This window comes from Flavobacterium sp., assembly GCF_034111225.1.
GTDB lineage: Bacteria > Bacteroidota > Bacteroidia > Flavobacteriales > Flavobacteriaceae > Flavobacterium.
Map to the genome: position 1 here is coordinate 172,066 of NZ_JAWUXR010000006.1, position 24,670 is coordinate 196,735.

Below are 24,670 nucleotides of genomic sequence, written 5' to 3' on the forward strand. Positions count from 1 at the left end.
TTTTAAATTATTTTGCTGAAGCTCTCTTCAGTCTGTCGTTAATACTCATTCCTAAATTCTTATTTTCAAACCAAGTTGTAACAATTACATCACTTTCAAGGGCATCAGCTTTTAATAATATTTTGTATAAATTAGATGCCATTTCTTCCATATTTCCATTCTCTGAAAGAAGAAATTGATGTTTAATCTTACGATGTTCAATATTTAATTGATGTCCTATATAAACAATCGTTTTAGCAGTTGTTGTTTCTAAAAATTCCATAACTTCATCAACAACATAAAAAGGTGTTTTTGGGGCATAATGCTTATTAAACATCCCAGGTGACATAGGTATTTCAGAATCTTTTAAAGTTGATTTCACTTGAACTTTACCAACTACCAATTCTATATGTTCAATAGTTAAAGCTCCTAACCTGTAAATTATGGGTTCTCCGTTTTCAAATCCTACAATTGTAGATTCTAAACCCTTACTACAGTCGCCTCCATCTAAAACAAAAGGCAAAACCCCTTTAAAATATTTCTCCACATGTTTGGTGGTTGTAGAACTAATCCGATTAGAAGGGTTTGCGCTTGGTGCTGCTAAAGGATATTCTAAATCTGATAGTAATTCTAAGGTTAAAGAATGATTAGGCACTCTAATGGCAACCGTATCATTATTTGCTGTTATATAGTTTGGAATCAAATCTGTTTTTGGAAGCACCAAAGTTAAAGGGCCTGGCCAAAATGTTTTTGCTAATATTTTAGCTTTTATTGGTAAATTCTGTGCATATTTATATAATTCTCTTTCAGACTTAATATGTACAATTAATGGATTTGTTGATGGTCTATTTTTAATTGAGTAAATAGATTCAATCGCTTTTTTTGAATAAATAGAAGCGGCTAAACCATAAACTGTTTCAGTTGGAATGGCTATAACTTCATTTTGATCTAACCATTTTTTAGCTTTAATTATAAGTGAACTAATCTCCATAAATTAAGGATTACAATAATTACAATACATTGGGTCTTCATGTTCTTTAGAATACGGATACATTTTTGCTTCAGAAAAAGTACATTTTTTACAAGTATATAAATGGGATAATGTACTTTTAGTTGGTAAATTACATTGCGAACACCTTAATCCGGAAACAACTTCAACTACGTCAAAACCAGGAAAATTACAACTTGGACAGAATGATTTTAATTTCTGAATTACTTTTTCAGTTGTTTCTTGTATTACTTTCATACGAGTAGGATTAAACATAGCTCGCATATCAGTACTAACGAAAACAACAGGGTGCTTTTTCCTAATTATTTTAAAAAAAGAAACAAGTTCATTTTCATTTGAAATTCCTTTAAATAAAAATTCCGAATTCTTCAATGAAGATTGTAAAATAAGTCCGTGACTAGGAAATTCTGCCTGTTTTGAAAATGTTAACAGCTCTAATTCTGTAGTAATTTCAGCAGTATTAAAGTTCGTTTCCAAACTTAAAGTACGTGCAATAACCTCGATGTTATTCCCTTTATCCAACAGCATAACTAATTCATCATTAGCAGCTGCAAAAAAAAGAGAAGGATGCGCTCCAAAAGAACCTTCGCTTGCTATAACAACTTTAAAATCATTTTCCTTCATAGCAAAATTGCATTTTTTACGAAGGGTTTCTAGCGCATCATCTTCTCGTTCTATTTCTCCAGAAAAAGTTCCTAATGTATCTGTATCAAAAGATTGATTAACAAAACATTCAAAACCAAATTCTTGCTCCAATAAAGGTTGCATTACTTGTTCTTTGCCATGCTGAGTTGCAATTAAGATTTTTCTGTTTGAAAACATTTCAATTATTCTAAAATTTCAATTTCAATAGTTCCATTTAATCTAATTCTTTTCATCTTTGAAATAGCTTCGTTGATTTTTGAATCTATTACTATTTTTGAATTTTCTAATTCAGTAATTCTCTTTTCAGAGTAATCAATATCGCCAATGTTTCGCTCTCCATTACTAAAAACTTCTAGTTGATGGAAACGAATTTTACTCATTACTAATGAAAATAAGACTTCTTTAGCCTCATCTGGAGTAAACTCTCCTTTAACTAACTTAATTTCTGTTACATTTTCCATTTTTGTTGTGTATTTGATTTTTTAGAAATAAATGTTATTAATAATAAAATAAGTAATCCTATTACTGAGTGTTCTATAAAAACAGAAGGTTTCCCAATCAATAATAATTTTAGAATAATACCTAATAAACCTATAATGATTAAATTATGTTTCATGTGTTATTTTTTATTGTCCTTGACCCATTGAAAAAGCTTTTACTCCTTCAAACTCATAAAGGTTTTCTGTTTTAATAACTTCAACCTCATTTAAAATGGCATTGTTTAATAGACCTATAATCTCAGATGGAAGAATGCTTATATTTTGTTTGTTTGTGAATCTACATCTCCAATGATCTGTACAAAATGTTTCATCAAATCCATTAGGCCAAACCTTAATTCCCCTATTAGTTATCATTGAAAGTTGCAATTCATCCGTTTCAATACTTTTTAACTTATTACCTATCTCGTTAGCATCAAATCCGTTCCAGTGAACAAAAACATCTACACCTAAAAGTTTTTTCTCTTTTCGTGGCTTTCTATTGTAAACTGGCAATGTAATTATTGCATTTTTTGGAGGCAAAACGGCTTGTAATTGTCCTGGAAGTTGGCCTAAATTTTCAATAATTTTCTCCGCAAACTCTTTTGTACCTAACAACTCTTTACTGAATTCTTTGGAATAAATATCTGCAGTATGGTAACCATCTTCTATCGTTTTTAACCATGCATTTTGTATTTGAGTTGCTTTATCATTAATTCCCATATGATATAACATAGAAACCGCAGCTTGCAATAACCCTGAAGGATTTGCTTTATTTTGACCTGCAATATCAGGAGCAGAACCGTGAATTGCTTCAAACATTGAGCATTCTAAACCAATATTAACTGAACCAGCTAATCCTACAGAACCGGCTATTTGAGCAGCAACATCTGAAATTATATCTCCATACAAGTTTAAAGTTACAATTACATCAAATTGATCAGGATTATCTGCTAAAAAAGCAGTACCTATATCAATAATCATATGGTTAGATTCAATTTCAGGATATTCTTTTGCAATCTCTTTAAATACTTCATGAAACAAACCATCAGTTTGCTTCATAATATTGTCTTTAGAAAAGCAAGTGACTTTTTTTCGGCCATAATTTTTAGCATATTCAAAAGCATATCTAACAATTTTTTCACAGCCCGGTCTACTAATTAATTTTAAACATTGAACAACTTCATCTGTTTGTTGATGTTCGATTCCAGCATATAAATCTTCTTCATTTTCCCTAACAATAACAACATTCATATTTGGGAACTTAGTTGCTACATAAGGTGCATAAGAAACGCATGGTCTAATATTTGCAAATAAACCAAGAGCTTTTCTAGTTGTTACATTTAAACTTTTATAACCACCACCTTGAGGTGTAGTAATTGGAGCTTTAAGAAAAATTTTATTCTTTCGAATACTCTCCCATGAGGAAGCTTCAATTCCAGAAGTATTTCCAGATAAATAAACTTTTTCACCAATTTGAATTTCATCATACTCTAAAGGAACATTAGCTGAATTAAAAATTTCTAAAACAGCATCCATAATTTCCGGACCTATTCCATCTCCTTTTGCAATCGTGATTTTTTTCATATTACTAGTCTTTTTTATTAACGGGACAAAGTTTAGTTTTTTTTTATATAAATTTTTATTTATATTTGTAATGATTTACATAAAATATATTTATGAATTACACATTACATCAACTTCAGATATTTCTAAAAATAACTGAAACGAATAGTATTACGAAAGCAGCAGAAGAGCTACATCTTACTCAGCCTGCTGTATCAATTCAATTAAAAAATTTTCAAGATCAATTTGAAATTCCATTAACTGAAGTGGTAGGAAGACAATTGTATGTAACAGATTTTGGTCATGAAATTGCTGAAATAGCTCATAAAATAAACAATGAGGTTAAAGAAATTCAAAATAAGACATTGTCATTTAAAGGTCAATTAACAGGGAAACTAACCCTTTCTGTAGTATCTACAGGAAAATATATAATTCCTTATTTTTTGTCCGATTTTTTAAAACTACATCAAGGTGTTAAACTAAACTTAGACGTAACCAATAAATCAAAGGTTTTGAAAAGTTTAGAAAAAAATGAAGTTGATTTTTCTATGGTCTCTATTTTACCTGAAAAATTTTCAATTCATAATGAGGAATTAATGGATAACAAACTTTTTTTAATAGCAAATAAAGATTTTAAAATTACCCGAAAAATATACCAACCCAGTTTTTTAAATGAACTTACCATTATATACAGGGAAAATGGTTCGGGAACACGATGGAAAATGGAGCGATTTTTTGAAAAACACAATCTAAAAATTACAAATAAATTAGAACTAACTTCAAATGAAGCTGTAAAACAAGCAGTTCTAGCTGGCTTAGGCGTTTCGATAATGCCCTTAATAGGTTTAAAAAATGAACTTCTAAATAATGAACTTCAAATTATTCCATTGAAAGGTTTACCGCTAAAAACAAATTGGAACTTAATATGGCATAAACAAAAATCATTATCACCTGTTGCAAAAGCCTATTTAAACTTTATTAAAGAAAATAAAAACCAAATTATTGACACTAAATTTAAATGGTTTGAAAAATATTAATTTAAAAACACATCTTAGTAAAGAATAAATTTAATATTATAAAGAAAGGTTTGCTTATATTTGCGCCCCCTAAAAAATGAGGCATGTCGAAAAATATAATAGTAAAAGGAGTTTTTTTAGTCGCTTTAGGAGCAACGAGTTATGGGATGCTGGCTACGTTTGTAAAATTAGCTTACTTAGATGCTGAACAATTTACAACTGCAGAAGTTACTACTTCACAATTTGTGTATGGAATTCTAGGAATCCTTTTAATTAATTTATTCCAAAAATTTAAAAACAAAACAGAAGTTGTAAAAGCAACTCCAAAAAACATTTTCAATTTAATGTTGGCAGGAACTTCATTAGGCGCAACTAGTGTTTTTTACTATTTATGTGTAAAGTACATTGATGTTTCTATTGCAATTGTTCTATTAATGCAAACCGTCTGGATGGGAGTTTTACTAGAATGGATATTAGACAAAAAAGCACCGTCAAAACAAAAAACAATTGCCGTGATAATCGTTTTAACTGGAACTTTACTTGCTACTAATATTTTATTTAATACCGTAGAATTGAACCTTTTAGGTGTGCTTTGGGGAATGTTAGCGGCAGCATCATTTACAACTACTATGTTCACTGCAAACAAAGTAGCACTTGGAATTTCTTCGGCACAGCGAAGTTTATTCATGCTATTAGGTGGTGCAATTATTGTTTTAGTATTTAGTTTATATACACAAAACAGACCTTTTAATTTTGCTATTTTTGGTAAATACGGAATATTCTTAGCTCTTTTTGGAACTATTATTCCTCCTATGCTTTTAAATGCAGGTTTTCCAAAAACTGGAATTGGACTTGGTAGTATTGTATCATCTTTAGAATTACCTGTTTCAGTATTAATGGCCTACTTTTTATTAAACGAAACCGTTGTGTTTTCTCAATGGATCGGGATACTTTTAATTATTATGGCAATTGCGATAATGAATATTAATTTTAATAAAAAATAGTTCCTTATTTATATTTTAGATAAATTCGTTGCAAATCTTTTTGTATGACTTTACCTTGGCATCAATATCTAATGGGAATAATTTATGTTTTAGCGGGTCTAAATCATTTTAGACAACCTCGTTTATACCTAAAAATTATCCCTAATTATTTACCAAATCCTATTTTATTAAATAAATTAAGTGGGTTTGCCGAAATACTATTAGGTATTTTAGTTTGCTTGTCATTTACATCTAATTATGCAGCTTGGGGAATTATTGCATTATTAATAGCAGTTTTTCCGGCCAATATCTACAAGTTTCAAAATGATAAAGCAGCATTAGGTTTGCCAAAATGGTTACGCTTATTAAGACTTCCGTTACAACTAGCACTAATTTATTGGGCATTTTTATACACTTGTTAAAATGTTAGATTTATTTCCAAATGAAAAAACAGTCATAGATCTTCCAGATGCTGTTTTCGAATATTACCCAAATTTCTTCAACACAGAAAAAGCAGATGAATTATTCAAAATTCTTTTAGAGGAAACCCCTTGGCAGCAAGATGAAATCACTGTTTTTGGAAAAACGCATTTACAACCACGACTAACTGCATTATATGGAAATGAAGGTAAACCTTATTCCTATTCAAATATTACAATGCATCCAAATCATTGGAATTCGTTATTGACTTTTATTAAAGAAAAAGTGGAAGAAACCTGTAATTATTCTTTTACAACTGTTTTACTCAACCGATACAGAAGTGAAAAAGACTCAAACGGTTGGCATGCCGATAATGAAAAAGAATTAGGGAGTAATCCTATTATTGCTTCCTTAAGTTTAGGAGAAGAACGGATTTTTCATTTAAAACACAATACTAACAAGGAAGCAAAATTATCATTAACTTTAAAACATGGTAGCTTATTAGTAATGAAAAAGGGAAGCCAAGTTCATTACAAACATCAAGTTCCAAAAGCATCAAAGCCGAAAAAAGAAAGAATAAACTTAACCTTTAGAGCAATTTTGTAAAAAAATTATTTATACTCTTTTATTATTTTATTTTTTTTTATAATATTGAACTTTAAACTAAAAAAATAATTTTTTCATCTGATGGAAAAGAAAGCAAAAATAGAATTAGACAAGGAATCATTAGAAAGAGTTGTCATTTTAGCTCAAGAGGACAAAAAGCCTTTTGAAGCAATTAAAAAAGAATTTGGAATTTCTGAAAACGAAGTTGCTGAATTAATGCGAATGCGTTTAAGCAAAGATAATTTTGAACTTTGGAAAAAAAAGGTAGCTGCTAGTAAGCCAAAACCAAAACCTTTAAAATTCAATCCCATTGAAGATGATGATTTAGACAGTAAATATTATTTTAAAAATAAATTTGATTAAAAAAATGCTCTTGAGTTTCAAGAGCATTTTTTTTATTTTTTATGTAACAAATTTCCAAATTATTCTACTTATCATTAATCAATAGTTAAAAAATGAAAAAAATAATTTTAAGTCTTGCTGTTGCAACCTTCTTCTGGAGTTGTAAAACAGTACAAACTACTCCAAAAATGGATGTAGTAGATGTGTCAATCGATTTAGTAAATGTAAAAGATGACAAAGTAATGGTGTCTATTGCTACACCAAGTTTTACTTCTGAAACAACAACTTTTTATATTCCAAAAACAGTTCCTGGAACTTATTCTGAAGATGACTATGGTCGTTTTATAGAAGGTTTCAAAGCATTTGATGCGAAAGGAAATGGACTACGCGTTACGAAAATTGACGAAAACTCTTATACAATTTCAGATGCAAGCAAATTAACAAAAGTTACTTATTTAGTAAATGACACTTTTGATACTGAAGGTGGTGGTGGATTTGGAAACAGTGAAGATGTATTTTCTCCTGCAGGAACAAACATTAAAGCCGGTGAAAACTTCATGTTAAATACTCATGGGTTTGTTGGATATTTCTCTGGAAAAACTGAAACTCCATATAAAATGACAGTTTCTCACCCTGCAAACTTATTAGGTGTATCTGCAATGACAGATATGGATAATTCAGAAACTAACGACATTTTCAACAGTTCAAAATACGCAACTTTAGTTGAAATGCCATTAATGTATTCTAAGCCAGACTTTACTTCATTCATGGTTGACGATATGGAAATTATCATTAGTGTTTATTCTCCAACAGGAAAGTACACTGCTAAAGATATTACCGCTAATATGGAAACAATGATGAGAGCTCAAAAGAAATTCTTAGGAGCATTCGATTCAACTAAAAAATACGCCATCTTGTTATATCTTTCTGATATGCAAGCAAAAGACGCTAAAGGTTTTGGAGCTTTAGAGCACCCAACTTCAACTACAGTAGTAATGCCAGAGATGATGGGATTAGAAATGCTACAAGAACAATTAAAAGATGTTGTTTCTCATGAATTTTTCCACATTGTAACACCATTAACAGTTCATTCTAACGAAATTCAATATTTTGATTTCAACAATCCTCAAATGTCTGAACATTTATGGATGTATGAAGGTGTAACGGAATATTTCGCTAACTTATTCCAAGTAAACCAAGGTTTAATTGATGAAACTGAGTTCTTTGAAAGAATGGCTCAAAAGATTTCTCAAGCTAATCAAATGAATGATAAAATGAGTTTTACTAAAATGAGTAAAAACGTTTTAAACGCACCATATAAAGACCAATACGTTAATGTTTACCAAAAAGGTGCATTAATTGCAATGTGTATGGACATCATCATTAGAGAAGAAAGCAAAGGACAAAAAGGTATTTTAACTTTAATGCAAGATTTATCTAATGAATACGGAAGTAAAAAAGCATTTAAAGATGAAGAATTATTTGGTAAAATTACTGAGTTAACTTACCCAGCTGTTGGTGAATTCTTAAAAACATACGTTGCTGGAGAAACTCCAATTCCATATGCTGAGTATTTCGTAAAAATGGGTGTAACTGAAGCTAAAATTGAAGTTGCAGGAAATCCATTCTTAAAAGGTCAAACTCCATATATTACAGTTGATCCTACTACAAAAGAAATTATGATCTTACCAAACATTGAATTGAATGAATTCATGACATCAATGAAATTAAAAAACGGAGATAAAATTCTTGCTGTTAACGGAACTAACTATAATTTAGACAATATTTACGATTTAGTTTTAGGTTCTGCAAATTGGAAAGATGGTGAAGAAATGACTGTTAAAATTAAACGTGACGGCAAAGAACAAGAATTAAAAGGTAAAATAAAAATGCCTAAAGAAATTCGTGAAGGTTACCAATCTACAAATGAAGCAAAAAAAGCAATTAAAGATGCTTGGCTAAAAGGCTAATTAATTATAATTTATAAAGATTAAATCCTCAAGACTCATAGCAGTTTTGAGGATTTTTTCATTATTTTGCACCCAAATAAAAACACATGAGCAACGCACCATTTTTTACTGACGATACTATTGTATTTGGTCTTTTAATGTTACTATTAGGTTTTGTATTTCACACCTCTTCAAAAGAAGAAGGCTTTTGGAAAAAATTCTACGGAGTTGTTCCTGCTTTATTAATGTGCTATTTATTACCAGCTATTTTTAGTTCTTTAAATATTATTTCTCCAGAATGGGTTGAAACAGGTGCAAATGGAGAAGAAATCGCAAAAGAATCATCTGTATATTTTATTGCTAGTAGATATCTATTGCCAGCTGCATTAGTATTAATGACTATAAGTATCGACCTGAAAGCATTGTTTAATTTAGGACCAAAAGCATTAATTGTATTTTTGGCCGGAACAGTAGGAATTATTCTTGGTGGACCAATAGCCATTTTAATTGTTTCTATATTTTCTCCTGAAACAGTTGGTGGAAATGGTTTTGATGCGGTTTGGAGAGGACTTTCTACACTTGCCGGAAGTTGGATTGGTGGAGGAGCAAATCAGGCTGCTATGCTGGAAATATTCAAGTACAATCAAGAAAAATACGGCGCAATGGTATTAGTAGATATTGTTGTAGCTAACATAGGAATGGCTTTCTTATTATTTGGTATTGGTAAAAAAGAAGCCATCAACAAATGGCTAAAAGCAGACAATTCATCTGTACAAAAATTACAAGATAGAGTTTCAGATTATCAAGAAAGCGTAAAAAGAACACCTTCATTAAACGATTACATTATCATTGCAGCCATTGCATTTGGTTCGGTAGGATTATCGCATTGGGGTTCACAATTATGCGCTTCATTCTTTTCAAATACTTTCGAAGCTGTAAATGATCCTAAAAGTTTTGCTTCTACCTTTGGAGGAACCTTCTTTTGGATGGTAACTATTGCGACATTTTTAGGAATTGCTTTATCTTTTTCACCATTAAAAAAATACGAAGGCGCTGGAGCAAGTAAAATAGGAAGTGTTTTTATTTACATATTAGTTGCTTCAATAGGTATGAAAATGGATTTAGGATCTGTATTAGAAAATCCAGGCTTAATTGCAGTGGGAATAATTTGGATGCTTATTCATTTTATTATTATTTTTGGCGTTGCAAAATTAATAAGAGCTCCTTACTTTTTTATAGCCGTAGGAAGTCAGGCAAATGTTGGCGGAGCAGCTTCTGCACCTGTTGTAGCTTCAGCTTTTCATTCTTCATTAGCCAGTGTTGGAGTTTTATTGGCTATATTTGGTTATGTAGCTGGTACATATGGAGCAATTTTATGTACCTATTTAATGGAAACAGTATCACCTAAATAAATATATTTAAAATAAATAATGAAAAAGATATTAATCGCAGGAATAAGTTTAATTACATTAATTGCTTGTAATAAAAACGATGAAGGAAGTAATTTACACCTTACTGGAAACATAGAAGGTTTAAGTCAAGGAAAATTATACATTCAAAAAATACAAGACAATGCATTTGTTGTATTAGATAGTATTGAAATAAAAGGAGATTCAAATTTTGAATCTTTCATAACCCTTGAAGAGCCAGAAATGCTGTTTTTAACCCTAGATAGAGGTCAAAGCAACTCAATAGACAATAGTTTGCAGTTTTTTGCTGAGAGAGGAAAAATGAACATTACTTCAAAACTGAAAGCATTTTATAATGCTGCAAAAATAACAGGTTCTAAAAATCAAGAATTATTTGAAGAGTTTAATTCGTTTAATTCAAAATTTAATGATGAAAACTTAATCTTAACTGAAAAAAGAATTAAAAACCAAATTACCAAAAACATTACATCTGCTGACAGTATTAACACAGCATTTGATAGATTGAAAATTAGAAAATACAGGTATACCGCAAACTTTGCCTCAACACATGGTGAATATGAAATTGCACCTTATTTAGCTGTTTCTGAAATCGCTGATATTAATATTGCTTATTTAGATACTATTCAAAAGCATTTATCTCCTACAGTTGTAAAATCAAAGTATGGAAAAATGTTAGATGAACATATAAAGACAAGAAAAGCATCAGAATAGAAAAACATCAGAATAAAAAAAAGCGGTTAATTAAAATTAACCGCTTTTTTTATTCTCATACTTTGTAAAACGAAAAAACCATCACTGTTAAGTGATGGTTTTAATTTGAGCCGGCGGAGGGACTCGAACCCACGACCTGCTGATTACAAATCAGCTGCTCTAGCCAGCTGAGCTACGCTGGCAACTCAAATTTCGATTGCAAATATAAGGGTGAATTTTTAATTTCCAAATATTTTTTGCAATTTTTTTATTGATTTTTTTATTTTAATTCGTTTATTTTCGCAACTATTTGATTAGCAACAGTTTCATATTCTGCACGAATTTGCTTGTAATGAGCTTTTTTGTTTTCAACCTTTCTATCTCTAATTCTAGAAACAAAATTATCGTAGTTGTCATAGATTTCGTCAACTAATACATCAGTACCTTCAGTTGGTTTTCCTCCATTAGTCATTTCCCAGATGTAAACGATGTTTACTAAATCACCTAAAACGTAGTTGATTTCTTTTTTCAAGTTTTTAACGCTTGCCATTTTGTTCTTGTTTTAAAATTTATGCAAAATTACATAATATTTTGATAGTACAATTTTTTTAGATAGAAATTTCTAATATAGTAGCTTTTCCTTGTAGTTCAAAAGCATCTATTTCTGCAGGAATTAAAACAGTATCTCCTTTTTTATAACGATATACATCATTATCTAAATGAATTGAAAAATCGTCTTCGGTACACATTAAAACAGTAAAAGATGATTTTTTCCTCTTCCATTTAAAATGAGATACTAAAGAAATAATATTGGTAGTAAAATAAGTGTTATTTACACATGTATTTCTTTCATTCTCCTTTAAACTGTAATTAATTTTGGTGTCAACTACTTTATAGTTTATTGCTTCCAAAGCTAATTCTGTATGCAACTCTCTACTTTTTCCTTCTGCATCTACTCTATCCCAATCATAAATCCTATAAGTAATATCGCTAGTCTGTTGAATTTCAGCAATAACCACTCCGCTTCCAATTGCGTGAATAGCTCCAGTTTCTAGTAAAAAAACATCCCCTATTTTAACCGGAATTTCATTTAACAAAGAAACAACCGATTTATTCGCTAAATGAGATAAATATTCTTCTTGACTTGAATTTTCTTTGAAGCCCACAATAATCCTTGACCCTTTATCAGCTTGCATAACATACCACATTTCGGTTTTACCAAATGAATTATGTCTTGCCTTTGCCAATTCATCATTAGGATGCAATTGCACCGACAAATCTTTATTTGCGTCTAAAAACTTAAAAAGTAAAGGGAATTCAGTTCCGAATTTCTCAACAACTTCTTTTCCCAAAAGTGCTTCAGGGTTTATAGCAATGATTTCATTTAAGTTTTTACCACTTAATTCTCCATTATTCACGACACTAACATCATTAGGAACTGAAGACAATTCCCAACTTTCGCCAGCATTTTCTATTGAGACCTCTTTATTTAAAAAAGTATTTAATTTGGAACCGCCCCAAATTCTTTCTTTAATAATAGGTGTAAATGTTAATGGATATAATTTCATGCTTAATATTAGTGCTGCAAAGATGCAAAAAGTTTATCAAATATCTTTTAAAGAATTATTCTCCTTTATAAGTAACAAAATTTCGAGGCGTTTCGTATAAAGTGATCTCTAATTCATTTTCGTTTGAAATATGTTTTCTTAGTTTATTCCAAATGACTACGGATATGTTTTCAGCTGTTGGATTTAGATTTTTAAAATCAGGAACATCTAAATTTAAATTTTTATGATCAAAAGCATCTTCAATATGTAATTTTATTAAATCTGCTAAAATTTTAACATCAATAACAAAACCAGTTTCCTTATCTATTTTACCAGTTACGCTAACTATCAAATCATAATTATGACCATGGAAGTTTGGATTGTTGCATTTTCCAAAAACTAAGTCGTTTTTTTCATTTGTCCAATCTTTGCGGTACAATCTATGAGCAGAATTAAAATGCGCTTTTCTAGAAACTGTTACTTTCATTTTGATTTTTTTTAAACTTTATGGTCTTCTAAATAATGGTAAAACTTGTCGAAAATAATTTTGAACCAAACTGTATAAATTTCCGGATGGTTTTCAATGTCATTTTTCACCTCTTCAATCTTCATCCATTTCCAACTTTCAACTTCTTCAGAATTGATTTTTGGCTCGTCATTCGAATAACCAATCATTACATGATCTAACTCATGCTCAGTTAAACCATTATCAAATGGTGCTTTATAAATAAAAGAAAAAAGCTCTTTAAGCGAAACAACAAAACCCATTTCTTCTTCTAAACGCCTTGTGCCGGCTTGAAGATTTGTTTCACCTGCACGTTGATGACTACAACAAGTATTAGTCCACAATAAAGGTGAATGATATTTATGTGAAGCTCTTTGTTGCAACATTATTTCGTTATTGCTATTTAATACAAAAACTGAAAAGGCTCTATGAAGCAACGCTTTTTCATGCGCTTCCATTTTATTCATTAAACCAATTGGCTTATCATTTATATCAACTAAAATTACTTTTTCTTCTTCCATTATTTTTTATTCACTTCAAAAGTACAAAAAAAGTAGATTTAAAACTATTTGATTTATATAAGTAAAAGATATGTTTACATAACAAACTATACTATTTCTTAAAAGACATGTCTCAAAAACAAAATTAATTCACTTTCAATACATTACAAATATTTAATTGCTATTCAATTTTGTTGTATCTTTGTCAAAATGCTACAGGATTAACTAATTTTTAATTATTATTTCTTTAATTGATTTTAGTTTGACTCAACATTTTATCACTTTATTATTTTTAACTTAAATTATTATATTATTTAATGGCTAGACCTCAAGAAACTTTTAACAAAAAAGAAAAAGAAAAACTTAAATTAAAGAAAAAGCAAGAGAAGCAACTTAAAAAAGATGCTCGTAAAGCTAGTGGAAAAACTAGTGAAGAAGACATGTATGTATATGTTGACGAAAACGGACACTTAACAAGTACTCCTCCAGATCCTTCAAAGAAAATTGTTATTGAGGCTGAAGACATTGAAATAGGAATTCCTAAGAAAGAAGATATTGATGAAGTTCCAACAGATAGAAAAGGAACAATTGATTATTATGACACTTCAAAAGGTTTTGGTTTCATTAAAGAAGTAGATTCAAATGATAAATTCTTTTTCCACGTTAGTAGTTTAATTGACGAAGTAAAAGAAGGTAATTTAGTTACTTATGAACTTGAAAAAGGAACAAAAGGAATGAATGCTGTAAGAGTAAAGAAAATATAATTACACTATTATATATAAAAAAAGCCGCTATTAATAGCGGCTTTTTTATTTTATAAACTTTCTTTAATTTTCAAAGCACATTTCTCACCATCTATTGCGGCTGAAATAATTCCTCCCGCATAACCTGCACCCTCACCACAAGGATATAGTCCTTTTATTTGAACATGTTCTAATGTTTTATTGTCTCTTGGAATACGAACAGGAGAAGAAGTTCTACTTTCTGGAGCATGTAAGATGGCTTCATTGGTAAAATAACCTTTCATTGATTTTCCAAACTGCACAAAACCTTCACGCATAGTTTGTGTTAAAAAGCTAGGAAAAACTTCACCTAATTCTACCGAAGTTGTTCCTGGAACATAAGATGTTTTAGGAATTGAATCTGATATTTTTTTCTCCGTAAAATCGATCATTCTTTGGGCAGGAACTTTTTGACTTTGCTTCGCCTGTTCGCTGAAGCTCGAGCCACCTGCAACTTGCCATGCTTTTTGTTCAATTGATTTTTGAAATTCCATTCCTGCCAAAGCACCAAATTTTTCAAAAGGTTTAAAATCTTCTAATCGTAACTCCACCACAATCCCTGAATTTGCTGTTGCTTGATCTCGTTTTGAGGGAGACCAACCGTTTGTAACCACTTCACCTGGAGCAGTTGCACATGGTGCAATAACTCCACCCGGACACATACAAAAAGAGTACATCCCTCTACCTCCAACTTGTTTTACAATTGAATAAGGCGCAGGCGGTAAATGTTCGCCTCTAAAATCGCATGAATATTGAATACTATCAATTAAATCTTGCGGATGTTCTGCACGAACTCCTAAAGCAAATGGTTTTGCTTCTATAAAAACTTGTTTTTTATCTAATAATTCAAAAATATCACGAGCAGAATGACCTGTTGCTAAAATTAGTTTATTGGCATGTATAGTAGAGCCATCTTGTAACACAACACCATCAACTTCATTGTTTTTAATTAAAATATCTACAACTCTTTTTTCGAATAAAACTTCACCACCACATTCTATAATTTTTTCGCGTATATCCTGAATAATTTGTGGTAATTTATTGGTTCCAATATGCGGATGCGCTTCTACTAATATTTCCGCTGAAGCACCAAAACCAACTAAAAGCTCTAAAATTCTATCTACATCTCCACGTTTTTTTGAACGCGTATACAACTTCCCATCAGAATAGGTTCCCGCACCACCTTCTCCAAAACAATAATTAGAATCTTCGTTTACAATATGATCTACATTAATTGCTTTTAAGTCTCGTCTACGTCCTCTTACATCTTTTCCGCGCTCTAAAACTATAGGTTTTAACCCTAACTCAATTAGTTGAAGTGCAGCAAATAACCCTGCAGGTCCAGCACCTACAACAATTACTTCTTTTGCATGAGTAACATTAGGGTAATCAGGCAACTCCATTTTTGTTTCAACAAAATCTTCACCTACTAAAAAAACATTCGCTTTTATATTGATTTTAATTGCTTTTTGCCTTGCATCAATAGAGCGCTTAACAACAACTGTTTTTTGAATCTCTTTTGGAGAAACATTAAAAAGCTTTGCAACATACTGATTGAGCAATACTTCATTAGCTGCTACTTCTGGTGAGACTTGAAATTGAAATTCGCGTGGCATTTAAATAGATATTTAGAGTATTCGATTTCTAGATTATTAGAATTCTAAGTTGTTTAATTTTGTACAAAAGTAGTAATTTGACAACTGACTTTGTAACTTTGCTACTTTGAAACGTAAAAATATGAGAAAAATTAAATTGATTTGGGATTTTAGAGGTCAAGCGGCTGCAAAAACAGCAGAACATCATGAAATACATTTGAAGGAATTTTTAGAAACAGAAAAATACGCTTTGAAAATAACCGGTTTTGAAATTTTAAACGAAATGTATGCTATTGCCTTTTTAGTTGTGGAAGAAAAAGATATGATTACGTTTAGAGATGCTTTGAAACCGCATCGTGGAGAAGTTTATGAGTAAATTTAATTACCCATAAAAAAATCCCCAACTTACATTGAGGATTCATTTTTATTTAAAACTTTTTCAATAAATTAATTCGCAACTTCGCTGATGAATTTAATTCGCATTAAACGTAATTCTTCTGTATCATAGTCGCCATCAAATTCTAAAAGTGCATCTTTTATATTATCGGATTGTGATTCCATGAAATAATCGAAAATTTCTTCTTGTTGGTCTTCGTCTAAAATATCATCAACCCAATACTTAATGTTTAGTTTTGTTCCAGAATAAACAATTTGTTCCATTTCTTTAATAAAATCGTCCATAGACAATCCTTTTGCAGAAGCAATATCGTTTAAATCAAGTTTTCTATCCACATTTTGAATAATATATAGTTTTAAACCTGAATTTGCACCTGTAGATTTTACGACTAAATCATCTGGACGAGTAATATCATTTTCATCTACATAACGATTGATTAAATCTATAAAATCTTTTCCGTATTTTTTAGCTTTCCCTTCACTTATACCGTGTACATTTCCAAGTTCATCAATAGAGATAGGGTATTTAAGTGCCATGTCTTCTAACGATGGGTCTTGAAAAACCACAAAAGGAGGAACTGCTAGTTTTTTAGCTACTTTTTTTCTTAAATCTTTTAGCATTGACATTAAAACTTCGTCAGCTACTCCAGAAGATTTAGAAGATGTAACAATGCTATCATCATTAGAATCACTGTATTCATGATCTAAAGACATCATAAAAGACTCGGGAGATTTAATAAAATCATGTCCTTTACTAGAAAGCCTAATTACCCCATAACTTTCAATGTCTTTTTCAATAAATCCATTAACTAATACTTGACGAATTAATGCCATCCAATATTTATCGTCAAACTTATTTCCTTTTCCAAAGAATGCTTGTTGATCAATTTTATGTGCTTTTATAACAGCATTAACTTTTCCAACTAACGCTAATATAATTTCTTTTGCTTTGAATTGTTGTTTCGTTTCACGTATTACTTCAAGTAACAATTTCACTTGGTCTTTTGCTTCTTCTTTCTGCTTTGGATTGCGCATATTATCATCCATGTCAGCTCCATCACCAGTTTCTGAAGAAAATTCTTCACCAAAATAATGCAATAAGTATTTTCGTCTTGAAATTGAAGTTTCTGCATAAGCAACAACTTCTTGTAATAAAGCAAAACCAACTTCTTGTTCGGCAATTGGTTTACCCGACATGAATTTTTCTAGCTTTTCAATATCTTTATAAGCATAGTATGCTAAGCAATGACCTTCGCCACCATCTCTACCAGCACGACCTGTTTCTTGATAATAACTTTCTAATGATTTAGGAATATCATGATGAATTACAAAACGAACATCGGGCTTGTCAATTCCCATTCCAAATGCAATGGTTGCAACCACAACATCTACATCTTCCATTAGAAAATTGTCTTGATGCCTTGCTCGAGTTTTAGCATCTAAACCTGCATGATACGGAACAGCACTAATGCCATTTACTTGTAACAATTGTGCAATTTCTTCCACTTTTTTTCTACTCAAACAATAAATAATACCTGATTTGCCTTTATTTTGCTTGATAAACCGAATAATATCCGATTCTATATTTTTAGTTTTTGGTCTAATTTCATAATACAAATTAGCTCTATTAAAAGAAGCTTTAAATGTATTAGCACCAGGAATATCTAAATTCTTTAAGATATCTTCTTGAACTTTTGGTGTTGCCGTTGCAGTTAAACCAATAATAGGAATATCACCTAATTGTTTTATAATATTTCTTAAGTTTCTGTATTCTGGTCTAAAATCGTGTCCCCATTCAGAAATACAATGCGCCTCATCAATTGCTACAAATGACAACTCAACACCTTGTAAAAACTGAATATATTCGGCTTTTGTTAATGATTCTGGAGCAACATATAGCAATTTAGTAACACCCGAAGTAATATCGGCCTTTACTTGATTAATTTCTGTTTTTGTAAGTGAAGAATTCAAAACATGAGCAATTCCATATTCTGTACTTAAGCTTCTAAGTGCATCAACTTGATTCTTCATTAAAGCAATAAGCGGCGAAACAACAATCGCAGTTCCTCCTAATACCAAAGCTGGCAATTGGTAACATAATGATTTACCTCCACCCGTTGGCATAATAACAAATGTATTATTGCCGTATATGATACTATTAACTACTTGTTCCTGAAGTCCTTTGAATTGGTTAAAGCCAAAATATTTTTTTAACTCTTTGTGTAAATCAATTTCGTTTAGTTTCATTCTCTATTAATATGATTTTACCTAAATTTGCATTTATAAAGATACAATAATCTTTAAAAGCACAAAACAATTAAAACAACTACTTTGAATACTACAGCTACAATTTTAGAATCTGCCAAAAAAACCATTTTATCCGAAAGTGAAAGCATTGCAAATTTGGTTCATTATTTAACCGAAGATTTTGCAAAAAGTGTAGACGTCATTTTTAAATCTAAAGGAAGGCTAGTTATAACAGGGATTGGAAAAAGTGCAATTATTGCTCAAAAGATAGTGGCTACTTTAAACTCAACAGGAACACCTTCTATTTTCCTTCATGCATCTGAAGCAGTTCATGGAGATCTAGGAATGGTTCTTCCAGAAGATGTAATTATTTGTATTTCAAAAAGCGGTAATAGTCCGGAAATTAAAGTTCTAGTCCCTCTTTTAAAAAGATTTGGAAACACTTTAATAGGAATGACATCTGATTTGAATTCGTTTTTAGGAAAAGAATCACATTTTATTTTACATGCACATGTAGATAGAGAAGCATGCCCAAATAATTTAGCTCCTACAAATAGTACAACAGCTCAATTGGTTTTAGGAGATGCTTTAGCAGTTGCCTTAATGGAAGTTAGAAATTTTAAAAATGAAGACTTTGCCATATATCATCCTGGTGGAGCATTAGGGAAAAAATTATTATTGAAAGTAAAAGACATGTTGGACACAACTCATGCTCCACAAGTTTCTCCAAATGACAGCATTAAGAAAGTCATCATGGAAATTTCTGAAAAAAGACTAGGAGTTACTGCAGTTGTAGAAAACAATACAGTTATAGGTATCATTACTGATGGTGATATTAGAAGAATGCTTAATACTCGTGATACTTTTATAGATTTAGTAGCTCAAGATATTATGACAAAAAATCCTAAAAACATCGATTCTGCCATATTGGTTTCTGAAGCGTTAAATATTTTAGAGAATAATTCAATTACACAATTAGTTGTATTAGACGGCAACAAATATCTAGGTGTTTTACATTTACACGATATCTTAAAAGAAGGAATTGTATAATGGCAAAGAAAAATTTAAGCGAAATGTCGTTTTTAGATCATCTTGAAGAATTAAGATGGTTGTTGATAAGAAGTACAATTGCCATTCTTGCTTGTGCAACAATTGCTTTCTTTTTTAGCGACTTTATATTTGATGAAATTTTATTTGGACCAAAAAATATAGACTTTATAACGTATCGCTTTTTTTGTGATATTTCACAAGAGTTTGGTTTAGACAAAAGTCTTTGTGTTACCGAAATTCCAATGAGAATTCAAAGTAGAGAAATGGGAGGGCAATTTTCTGCTCACATGTGGACATCAATAACTGCAGGATTTATTTTAGGATTTCCTTTTATTCTTTGGGAATTTTGGAAATTCATAAGACCTGCTCTTTACGATACTGAAAAAAAATATGCAGTACTATTTATTGTAACTGCGTCGGTTTTATTTTTCGCAGGTGTATTATTTGGTTACTTCTTAATCGCTCCTTTATCTGTTAACTTTTTGGCAAATTACAATGTAAGTAAGGAAATTTTCAACGACATTGATCTAGATTCTTATATTAGTTTGCTTAGATCATCGACAGTTGCCTGCGGATTACTGTTTGAATTACCAATTGTCATTTATTTTTTAACCAAATTAGGATTAGTAACTCCAAATTCACTTAGAACTTATCGTAAATACACACTTGTAATTGTATTGATTCTTTCTGCTATTATAACACCGCCAGATATAATTAGCCAAATTATAGTAGCAATTCCTATTATGATTTTATATGAATTAAGTATTCTAATAAGTGTTATCGTTTATAAAAAACAACAAAACCTCCAATAATATGTCAAATATAGTACAAGAATTTAATGACTATCGTTCTAAGATGAATGATAAGCTTTTGGCTGATAATAACAAAATTGTAAAGAGAATCTTCAATTTAGACACTAATGCTTATGCTGAAGGTGCTTTAGACGTTAAGACTAAAGAACTTTTAGGATTAGTTGCTTCTGCTGTTTTAAGATGTGACGATTGTATTAAATACCATTTAGAAACTGCTTTTAAGAATGGTATAACTAAAGAAGAAATGATGGAAGCAATGGGAATAGCAACTTTAGTTGGCGGAACTATTGTAGTTCCTCACTTAAGAAGAGCTTATGAATTTTGGGAAGCTTTAGAAGAAAGTGTTCAGTAAACAGAATAAAATATTGTTAAATCGCTTAACTGTTAAATTGTTTATTCGTTTATTTGTGACTAAATGTTCCCTTTTAAACCCATAAACTTTTAAACTCATAACCATAATATGAAACTAAGAGCAGAAAATTTAGTTAAAACGTATAAAAAAAGAAGTGTTGTAAAAGGTATTTCTGTTGAAGTAAATCAAGGAGAAATCGTTGGTCTTTTGGGTCCAAATGGTGCCGGAAAAACTACTTCATTTTATATGATTGTTGGCCTAGTTCAACCAAATAGCGGTAACATTTATTTAGATGACATGGACATTACCAATTTCCCAATGTACAAACGTGCACAAAATGGAATTGGCTATCTAGCTCAAGAAGCTTCTGTTTTTAGAAAATTAAGTATTGAAGACAATATTTTAAGCGTGCTTCAGCTTACCAATAAAACAAAGGAAGAACAAGAAGCTAAAATGGAAGAATTAATTTCAGAATTTTCGCTTGAACACATTAGAACAAACAGAGGAGATTTACTATCTGGAGGAGAGCGAAGAAGAACAGAAATTGCACGTTGTTTAGCAACTGACCCAAAGTTTATTCTATTAGACGAACCTTTTGCGGGAGTTGACCCAGTTGCAGTAGAAGATATTCAAAGAATTGTAGCTCAACTGAAAAACAAAAACATTGGTATTTTAATTACCGATCATAATGTTCAAGAAACACTTGCTATTACTGACAAAACGTACTTAATGTTTGAAGGTGGAATTTTAAAAGCCGGTAAACCTGAAGAATTAGTTGAAGATGAAATGGTAAGAAGAGTCTATCTAGGTCAGAATTTCGAATTGAGAAAAAAGAAAATAGAATTTTAAATTATATAAAGCTTTACATTTTGTAAAGCTTTTATTTTATACACTTATTTTGAAGCGATAAAACAGAACCATTATATACGTTCAAGTCTAGTCTGCCTTTTACCCCTTCCACTTCTCCGTTTTCAGTAAATTGCCAAAAATCCCATTCATCTTTAATTTCTTTAGTCCAAAAATTATAATTCGCAATCCAAAAAGGATAATCTGAAAACTCTTTTTTTAAAAAATCATTATAATAACTTTCTCCAGAATAAATAATTGGCTTCACTTTATAATGCTTTTCTACAGTTTCCAACCATCTTCTTAAACCTAATTTCAGGTTGGCTATTGATTGTGTCTTAGGTAGTTTTTCAATATCTAAAACAGGCGGTAAATCTCCTTTTCTTAGCTTTACTGTTTTAATAAAGTTATTAGCTTGTTCAATAGAATTTTCATTTGGACGATAATAATGATAAGCACCGCAAATTAAATTTCTACGTTTAGCATTTTTCCAATTTTCTTTAAACCTACTATCAACTTTATTATTTCCAGCAGTTGCTCGAATGAAAACAAAAGACAATTCAAAAGATTCATCAATATTATATGTTTTTTCCCAATCGATTACACTTTGGTATTCAGAAACATCGAAACCTAACGCTTTTTCATCATGATGCAATAAAACTTTTTCAATATGTTCATTAGAAAGTTTCCTTTCTTCTTTCGACAGTTCACTGTATGGCTTTTCAGGTATAAAACCTAAATAGGAAAGAAATCTGGTTTTATAAGCAAATCCAATAATGATAACCATCAGCAATAAAATTCCTGATGCTATTATTTTATATTTATAATTAGTAGTTTTCTTTTTTGTAGTTTTTTTCAAAACCACCCTTTTTCTAGTAGCCAAATTTGGTTATTTTTTAGATAACGAATTTAACACCAACGAAAGTATTATGTATGAAATAATAATTAGAGGAATTGCTACAAACTTTAATAAAATAAGCATAATTAGAGCAAAAATTGCGAAACAAATTTGAAGTTTTGCTTCAGCCCAATTTAGTTTTTTAAATTTTAAAGAAAATAAAGGAATTTCAGCATTTAATAAAAAAGCACTTACTAAAGTAATCACTAATAATATATAAGGATTGTCTAAAGCAACATTAATCCACTCGTATCTACCAAAATACTGAATCATTGGGATACTTATAATCAACATAGCGTTTGCTGGTGTTGGTAGCCCAATAAAAGAATTGGTTTGTCGGGTATCAATATTAAAATTTGCCAATCGATAACATGATGCTAAAGTTATTAAAAAACCGAAATAAGGAATAACACCCATGTAAAAAGTGTCTTCTGTAAGCATGTATTCTGGTTGGTTTTGCTGAATTGTATCAAATAATTTATACATTAATAAACCAGGAACAACACCACTAGTAACCATATCTGCCAATGAATCCAACTGAACTCCTAATGGTCCAGCAACTCCAAACTTACGTGCCAAGAAGCCGTCCCAAAAATCAAAAAATATTCCTAATGACACAAAAATAAAAGCATGATCGTAGAAACCATTAAAAATTGCTATTAACGCTAATAAACCAGACAGTAAGTTTAATAAAGTAAGTGCGTTTGGAATGTGTTTTTTAATATTCATAGGAAGTGTTTAAAAAAAGCTTAAAAGTGTTTTAATAACCCTGACAAAAGCGACATATTCTTGCTTTGCAAGAAATATAACGAATAGCAGGAATTACAAATATAAGAAACCAAATGTGATGCTTCAAATTATTTAAAGCAAATGTAATACAATAAGTTAATAGAAATTGAGTTTAGTAATTAAGAATTTTATTGGATATTTGTAAAAATTAAAACGGCTTTGAAAAAGACCTTTATATTAATTATTTTTTTACAATCATTATTATCTTTTAGTCAATCAGTTAGAAAGTATTCTAATGAGTTTTTGAGCATAGGTGTTGATGCAGCTGCTTTAGGAATGAGTAATGCTGTTACTGCTCAAACTGGCGATGTTAACTCAGGATATTGGAATCCTGCAGGATTAATAAAATTAGAAGATAATCAGATTGCCTTAATGCATGCCAACTATTTTGCTAACATTGCTCAATATGACTATGTAGGCTTTGCTATGCCATTAGATTCTGAAAGTGCAGTAGGAATTTCGTTAATTCGTTTTGGCGTAGATGATATTTTAAACACTACACAATTAATAGACAGCCAAGGAAACATTGATTACAATAGAATTTCCCTTTTTTCTACAGCAGATTATGCTTTAACCGTTTCCTACGCAAGAAGTTTACCAATAGATGGATTAAACATAGGGGTTAACGGAAAAGTAATCCATAGAGTAATTGGAGATTTTGCAAGCTCATGGGGATTTGGATTTGATTTAGGCTTACAATACATCAGCGATGAAGAAGATTGGAAATTTGGCTTAATGCTAAGAGACATTACAACTACTTATAATACTTGGATTATAGACGAAGACAAGTACAATGAAATTAAAGATGCCGTTCCCGGGGAAAATCAAGAATTGCCTGAAACTTCTGAAATCACACTTCCTAAAGCACAACTGGGAATTTCAAAAAAATACATTATTCGATACGACTATAGTCTAACTGCAGCTGCAAACTTAAACATGCAGTTTACTCAAACTAACGATATTATCTCTACAAGTCTAGTAAGCATTGATCCTGCTGTAGGGTTTGAATTTGGCTATGTAGATTTAGTTTTCTTAAGAGGTGGAGTTGGAAATTTCCAACAAATTACACAAATAGACAATTCAAATAAATTAAGTTTTCAACCCAATATTGGTCTAGGATTTAAATACAAAGGCATTCAGGTTGACTATGCACTAACTGATTTAGGCGATCAAAGTGCTGCACTATATTCAAACATTTTCTCTTTAAAAATTGATTTCGATATTTTTAGACGTTAAAATT

The 24,670-nt window shown here is 30.6% G+C and carries 28 protein-coding genes and 1 tRNA gene; 15 read left to right on the forward strand and 14 right to left on the reverse strand.

The features are described 5' to 3' along the window. Window positions 1-7: 7 nt before the first annotated feature. The 5 genes from UXY25_RS02810 to UXY25_RS02830 are packed head-to-tail and all read right to left on the reverse strand — an operon-like array spanning window position 8 to window position 3,696. Complete coding sequence (locus UXY25_RS02810) at window positions 8-970, reverse strand: L-threonylcarbamoyladenylate synthase (protein ID WP_320814482.1); 963 nt, start codon at window positions 968-970, stop codon at window positions 8-10. A gap of 3 nt (window positions 971-973) precedes the next feature. Beyond that, on the reverse strand, window positions 974-1,810 hold the full coding sequence (locus UXY25_RS02815) for a DUF6671 family protein (protein ID WP_320814483.1): 837 nt from the start codon (window positions 1,808-1,810) through the stop codon (window positions 974-976). A gap of 5 nt (window positions 1,811-1,815) precedes the next feature. Then, window positions 1,816-2,094, reverse strand: coding sequence for a hypothetical protein (locus UXY25_RS02820; protein ID WP_320814484.1), 279 nt, complete (start codon window positions 2,092-2,094; stop codon window positions 1,816-1,818). Continuing rightward, window positions 2,082-2,249, reverse strand: a complete 168-nt coding sequence (locus UXY25_RS02825; RefSeq protein ID WP_320814485.1) for a hypothetical protein — start codon at window positions 2,247-2,249, stop codon at window positions 2,082-2,084. Before UXY25_RS02825 ends, UXY25_RS02820 begins: the two co-directional genes overlap by 13 nt. 10 nt (window positions 2,250-2,259) lie before the next feature. Continuing rightward, window positions 2,260-3,696, reverse strand: a complete 1,437-nt coding sequence (locus UXY25_RS02830) for an NADP-dependent isocitrate dehydrogenase (protein WP_320814486.1) — start codon at window positions 3,694-3,696, stop codon at window positions 2,260-2,262. A 92-nt stretch (window positions 3,697-3,788) separates the two neighbouring features. On the opposite strand from UXY25_RS02830, the gene UXY25_RS02835 reads away from it, so the two are divergent. The 8 genes from UXY25_RS02835 to UXY25_RS02870 all read left to right on the forward strand — a co-directional run bounded on the left by UXY25_RS02835 (window position 3,789) and on the right by UXY25_RS02870 (window position 11,132). After that, window positions 3,789-4,712: a LysR family transcriptional regulator gene (locus UXY25_RS02835; RefSeq protein ID WP_320814487.1), complete on the forward strand. Its 924-nt coding sequence runs from the start codon at window positions 3,789-3,791 to the stop codon at window positions 4,710-4,712. Window positions 4,713-4,795: 83 nt separating this feature from the next. Further along, complete coding sequence (locus UXY25_RS02840; RefSeq protein WP_320814488.1) at window positions 4,796-5,695, forward strand: DMT family transporter; 900 nt, start codon at window positions 4,796-4,798, stop codon at window positions 5,693-5,695. A 44-nt stretch (window positions 5,696-5,739) separates the two neighbouring features. Next, window positions 5,740-6,096, forward strand: a complete 357-nt coding sequence (locus UXY25_RS02845; protein ID WP_320814489.1) for a DoxX family protein — start codon at window positions 5,740-5,742, stop codon at window positions 6,094-6,096. A gap of 1 nt (window position 6,097) precedes the next feature. Then, a complete protein-coding gene (locus tag UXY25_RS02850) occupies window positions 6,098-6,700 on the forward strand; it encodes an alpha-ketoglutarate-dependent dioxygenase AlkB family protein (RefSeq protein ID WP_320814490.1) in 603 nt (200 codons plus the stop codon). A gap of 81 nt (window positions 6,701-6,781) precedes the next feature. Further along, entirely contained in the window at window positions 6,782-7,063 is a 282-nt protein-coding gene (locus tag UXY25_RS02855) for a TIGR03643 family protein (RefSeq protein ID WP_320814491.1), read from the forward strand. 92 nt (window positions 7,064-7,155) lie between these two features. Then, window positions 7,156-9,012 (forward strand): peptidase M61, encoded by a 1,857-nt coding sequence (locus UXY25_RS02860; protein WP_320814492.1) that lies wholly within the window; start codon window positions 7,156-7,158, stop codon window positions 9,010-9,012. 86 nt (window positions 9,013-9,098) lie between these two features. Continuing rightward, window positions 9,099-10,403 carry a DUF819 domain-containing protein gene (locus tag UXY25_RS02865; RefSeq protein ID WP_320814493.1) on the forward strand — a complete coding sequence of 435 codons (1,305 nt, stop codon included), beginning with the start codon at window positions 9,099-9,101 and terminating at the stop codon, window positions 10,401-10,403. Between the two features lie 18 nt (window positions 10,404-10,421). After that, window positions 10,422-11,132 carry a DUF4369 domain-containing protein gene (locus UXY25_RS02870; RefSeq protein ID WP_320814494.1) on the forward strand — a complete coding sequence of 237 codons (711 nt, stop codon included), beginning with the start codon at window positions 10,422-10,424 and terminating at the stop codon, window positions 11,130-11,132. A 108-nt stretch (window positions 11,133-11,240) separates the two neighbouring features. On the opposite strand, the gene UXY25_RS02875 is transcribed toward UXY25_RS02870, so the two are convergent. The 5 genes from UXY25_RS02875 to idi all read right to left on the reverse strand — a co-directional run bounded on the left by UXY25_RS02875 (window position 11,241) and on the right by idi (window position 13,684). Further along, window positions 11,241-11,314 (reverse strand) — tRNA-Thr (locus UXY25_RS02875). Window positions 11,315-11,391: 77 nt separating this feature from the next. Beyond that, a complete protein-coding gene (locus UXY25_RS02880; RefSeq protein WP_320814495.1) occupies window positions 11,392-11,661 on the reverse strand; it encodes a hypothetical protein in 270 nt (89 codons plus the stop codon). A gap of 58 nt (window positions 11,662-11,719) precedes the next feature. Then, window positions 11,720-12,679, reverse strand: a complete 960-nt coding sequence (locus tag UXY25_RS02885) for a type I phosphomannose isomerase catalytic subunit (RefSeq protein ID WP_320814496.1) — start codon at window positions 12,677-12,679, stop codon at window positions 11,720-11,722. A gap of 55 nt (window positions 12,680-12,734) precedes the next feature. Beyond that, the gene (locus UXY25_RS02890) at window positions 12,735-13,145 is read right to left on the reverse strand and encodes a 6-pyruvoyl trahydropterin synthase family protein (protein WP_320814497.1); all 411 of its coding nucleotides are present in this window, start codon (window positions 13,143-13,145) and stop codon (window positions 12,735-12,737) included. 11 nt (window positions 13,146-13,156) lie between these two features. Next, window positions 13,157-13,684 (reverse strand): isopentenyl-diphosphate Delta-isomerase, encoded by a 528-nt coding sequence (gene idi / locus UXY25_RS02895; RefSeq protein WP_320814498.1) that lies wholly within the window; start codon window positions 13,682-13,684, stop codon window positions 13,157-13,159. 296 nt (window positions 13,685-13,980) lie between these two features. Between idi and UXY25_RS02900 the strand changes: the two genes are divergently transcribed. Then, the gene (locus UXY25_RS02900) at window positions 13,981-14,427 is read left to right on the forward strand and encodes a cold shock domain-containing protein (protein WP_320814499.1); all 447 of its coding nucleotides are present in this window, start codon (window positions 13,981-13,983) and stop codon (window positions 14,425-14,427) included. Between the two features lie 50 nt (window positions 14,428-14,477). Here UXY25_RS02900 and UXY25_RS02905 read toward each other — a convergent pair whose 3' ends face one another. After that, the gene (locus UXY25_RS02905) at window positions 14,478-16,061 is read right to left on the reverse strand and encodes an NAD(P)/FAD-dependent oxidoreductase (protein WP_320814500.1); all 1,584 of its coding nucleotides are present in this window, start codon (window positions 16,059-16,061) and stop codon (window positions 14,478-14,480) included. Between the two features lie 121 nt (window positions 16,062-16,182). On the opposite strand from UXY25_RS02905, the gene UXY25_RS02910 reads away from it, so the two are divergent. Next, the gene (locus tag UXY25_RS02910; protein ID WP_320814501.1) at window positions 16,183-16,416 is read left to right on the forward strand and encodes a hypothetical protein; all 234 of its coding nucleotides are present in this window, start codon (window positions 16,183-16,185) and stop codon (window positions 16,414-16,416) included. A 71-nt stretch (window positions 16,417-16,487) separates the two neighbouring features. Here UXY25_RS02910 and UXY25_RS02915 read toward each other — a convergent pair whose 3' ends face one another. Continuing rightward, complete coding sequence (locus tag UXY25_RS02915; protein WP_320814502.1) at window positions 16,488-18,683, reverse strand: RecQ family ATP-dependent DNA helicase; 2,196 nt, start codon at window positions 18,681-18,683, stop codon at window positions 16,488-16,490. An 84-nt stretch (window positions 18,684-18,767) separates the two neighbouring features. Here UXY25_RS02915 and UXY25_RS02920 point away from each other — a divergent pair, with 84 nt between their 5' ends. The 4 genes from UXY25_RS02920 to lptB all read left to right on the forward strand — a co-directional run bounded on the left by UXY25_RS02920 (window position 18,768) and on the right by lptB (window position 21,746). Continuing rightward, window positions 18,768-19,733: a KpsF/GutQ family sugar-phosphate isomerase gene (locus tag UXY25_RS02920; protein WP_320814503.1), complete on the forward strand. Its 966-nt coding sequence runs from the start codon at window positions 18,768-18,770 to the stop codon at window positions 19,731-19,733. After that, a complete protein-coding gene (gene tatC, locus UXY25_RS02925; protein ID WP_320814504.1) occupies window positions 19,733-20,545 on the forward strand; it encodes a twin-arginine translocase subunit TatC in 813 nt (270 codons plus the stop codon). The genes UXY25_RS02920 and tatC overlap by 1 nt, the downstream gene beginning before the upstream one ends. Before the next feature lies 1 nt (window position 20,546). Continuing rightward, entirely contained in the window at window positions 20,547-20,897 is a 351-nt protein-coding gene (locus UXY25_RS02930; protein WP_320814505.1) for a carboxymuconolactone decarboxylase family protein, read from the forward strand. Between the two features lie 108 nt (window positions 20,898-21,005). Beyond that, on the forward strand, window positions 21,006-21,746 hold the full coding sequence (lptB, locus tag UXY25_RS02935) for an LPS export ABC transporter ATP-binding protein (RefSeq protein ID WP_320814506.1): 741 nt from the start codon (window positions 21,006-21,008) through the stop codon (window positions 21,744-21,746). Window positions 21,747-21,777: 31 nt separating this feature from the next. Here lptB and UXY25_RS02940 read toward each other — a convergent pair whose 3' ends face one another. Beyond that, complete coding sequence (locus UXY25_RS02940) at window positions 21,778-22,608, reverse strand: glycoside hydrolase family 25 protein (protein ID WP_320814661.1); 831 nt, start codon at window positions 22,606-22,608, stop codon at window positions 21,778-21,780. Between the two features lie 24 nt (window positions 22,609-22,632). Then, window positions 22,633-23,370 carry a CDP-alcohol phosphatidyltransferase family protein gene (locus tag UXY25_RS02945; protein WP_320814507.1) on the reverse strand — a complete coding sequence of 246 codons (738 nt, stop codon included), beginning with the start codon at window positions 23,368-23,370 and terminating at the stop codon, window positions 22,633-22,635. A 219-nt stretch (window positions 23,371-23,589) separates the two neighbouring features. Between UXY25_RS02945 and UXY25_RS02950 the strand changes: the two genes are divergently transcribed. Then, entirely contained in the window at window positions 23,590-24,666 is a 1,077-nt protein-coding gene (locus UXY25_RS02950; protein ID WP_320814508.1) for a PorV/PorQ family protein, read from the forward strand. Window positions 24,667-24,670: the final 4 nt, after the last annotated feature.

Bases quoted from the DNA above. Each gene is read 5' to 3' on its own strand.
- UXY25_RS02855 (WP_320814491.1), top strand. From the start codon at position 6,782: ATGGAAAAGAAAGCAAAAATAGAATTAGACAAGGAATCATTAGAAAGA.
- UXY25_RS02835 (WP_320814487.1), top strand. From the start codon at position 3,789: ATGAATTACACATTACATCAACTTCAGATATTTCTAAAAATAACTGAA.
- UXY25_RS02900 (WP_320814499.1), top strand. From the start codon at position 13,981: ATGGCTAGACCTCAAGAAACTTTTAACAAAAAAGAAAAAGAAAAACTT.
- UXY25_RS02865 (WP_320814493.1), top strand. From the start codon at position 9,099: ATGAGCAACGCACCATTTTTTACTGACGATACTATTGTATTTGGTCTT.
- UXY25_RS02915 (WP_320814502.1), bottom strand. From the start codon at position 18,683: ATGAAACTAAACGAAATTGATTTACACAAAGAGTTAAAAAAATATTTT.
- UXY25_RS02840 (WP_320814488.1), top strand. From the start codon at position 4,796: ATGTCGAAAAATATAATAGTAAAAGGAGTTTTTTTAGTCGCTTTAGGA.
- idi (WP_320814498.1), bottom strand. From the start codon at position 13,684: ATGGAAGAAGAAAAAGTAATTTTAGTTGATATAAATGATAAGCCAATT.
- tatC (WP_320814504.1), top strand. From the start codon at position 19,733: ATGGCAAAGAAAAATTTAAGCGAAATGTCGTTTTTAGATCATCTTGAA.
- UXY25_RS02890 (WP_320814497.1), bottom strand. From the start codon at position 13,145: ATGAAAGTAACAGTTTCTAGAAAAGCGCATTTTAATTCTGCTCATAGA.
- UXY25_RS02930 (WP_320814505.1), top strand. From the start codon at position 20,547: ATGTCAAATATAGTACAAGAATTTAATGACTATCGTTCTAAGATGAAT.
- UXY25_RS02825 (WP_320814485.1), bottom strand. From the start codon at position 2,249: ATGAAACATAATTTAATCATTATAGGTTTATTAGGTATTATTCTAAAA.
- UXY25_RS02850 (WP_320814490.1), top strand. From the start codon at position 6,098: ATGTTAGATTTATTTCCAAATGAAAAAACAGTCATAGATCTTCCAGAT.
- lptB (WP_320814506.1), top strand. From the start codon at position 21,006: ATGAAACTAAGAGCAGAAAATTTAGTTAAAACGTATAAAAAAAGAAGT.
- UXY25_RS02845 (WP_320814489.1), top strand. From the start codon at position 5,740: ATGACTTTACCTTGGCATCAATATCTAATGGGAATAATTTATGTTTTA.
- UXY25_RS02910 (WP_320814501.1), top strand. From the start codon at position 16,183: ATGAGAAAAATTAAATTGATTTGGGATTTTAGAGGTCAAGCGGCTGCA.
- UXY25_RS02810 (WP_320814482.1), bottom strand. From the start codon at position 970: ATGGAGATTAGTTCACTTATAATTAAAGCTAAAAAATGGTTAGATCAA.
- UXY25_RS02880 (WP_320814495.1), bottom strand. From the start codon at position 11,661: ATGGCAAGCGTTAAAAACTTGAAAAAAGAAATCAACTACGTTTTAGGT.
- UXY25_RS02885 (WP_320814496.1), bottom strand. From the start codon at position 12,679: ATGAAATTATATCCATTAACATTTACACCTATTATTAAAGAAAGAATT.
- UXY25_RS02945 (WP_320814507.1), bottom strand. From the start codon at position 23,370: ATGAATATTAAAAAACACATTCCAAACGCACTTACTTTATTAAACTTA.
- UXY25_RS02820 (WP_320814484.1), bottom strand. From the start codon at position 2,094: ATGGAAAATGTAACAGAAATTAAGTTAGTTAAAGGAGAGTTTACTCCA.
- UXY25_RS02905 (WP_320814500.1), bottom strand. From the start codon at position 16,061: ATGCCACGCGAATTTCAATTTCAAGTCTCACCAGAAGTAGCAGCTAAT.
- UXY25_RS02870 (WP_320814494.1), top strand. From the start codon at position 10,422: ATGAAAAAGATATTAATCGCAGGAATAAGTTTAATTACATTAATTGCT.
- UXY25_RS02815 (WP_320814483.1), bottom strand. From the start codon at position 1,810: ATGTTTTCAAACAGAAAAATCTTAATTGCAACTCAGCATGGCAAAGAA.
- UXY25_RS02830 (WP_320814486.1), bottom strand. From the start codon at position 3,696: ATGAAAAAAATCACGATTGCAAAAGGAGATGGAATAGGTCCGGAAATT.
- UXY25_RS02860 (WP_320814492.1), top strand. From the start codon at position 7,156: ATGAAAAAAATAATTTTAAGTCTTGCTGTTGCAACCTTCTTCTGGAGT.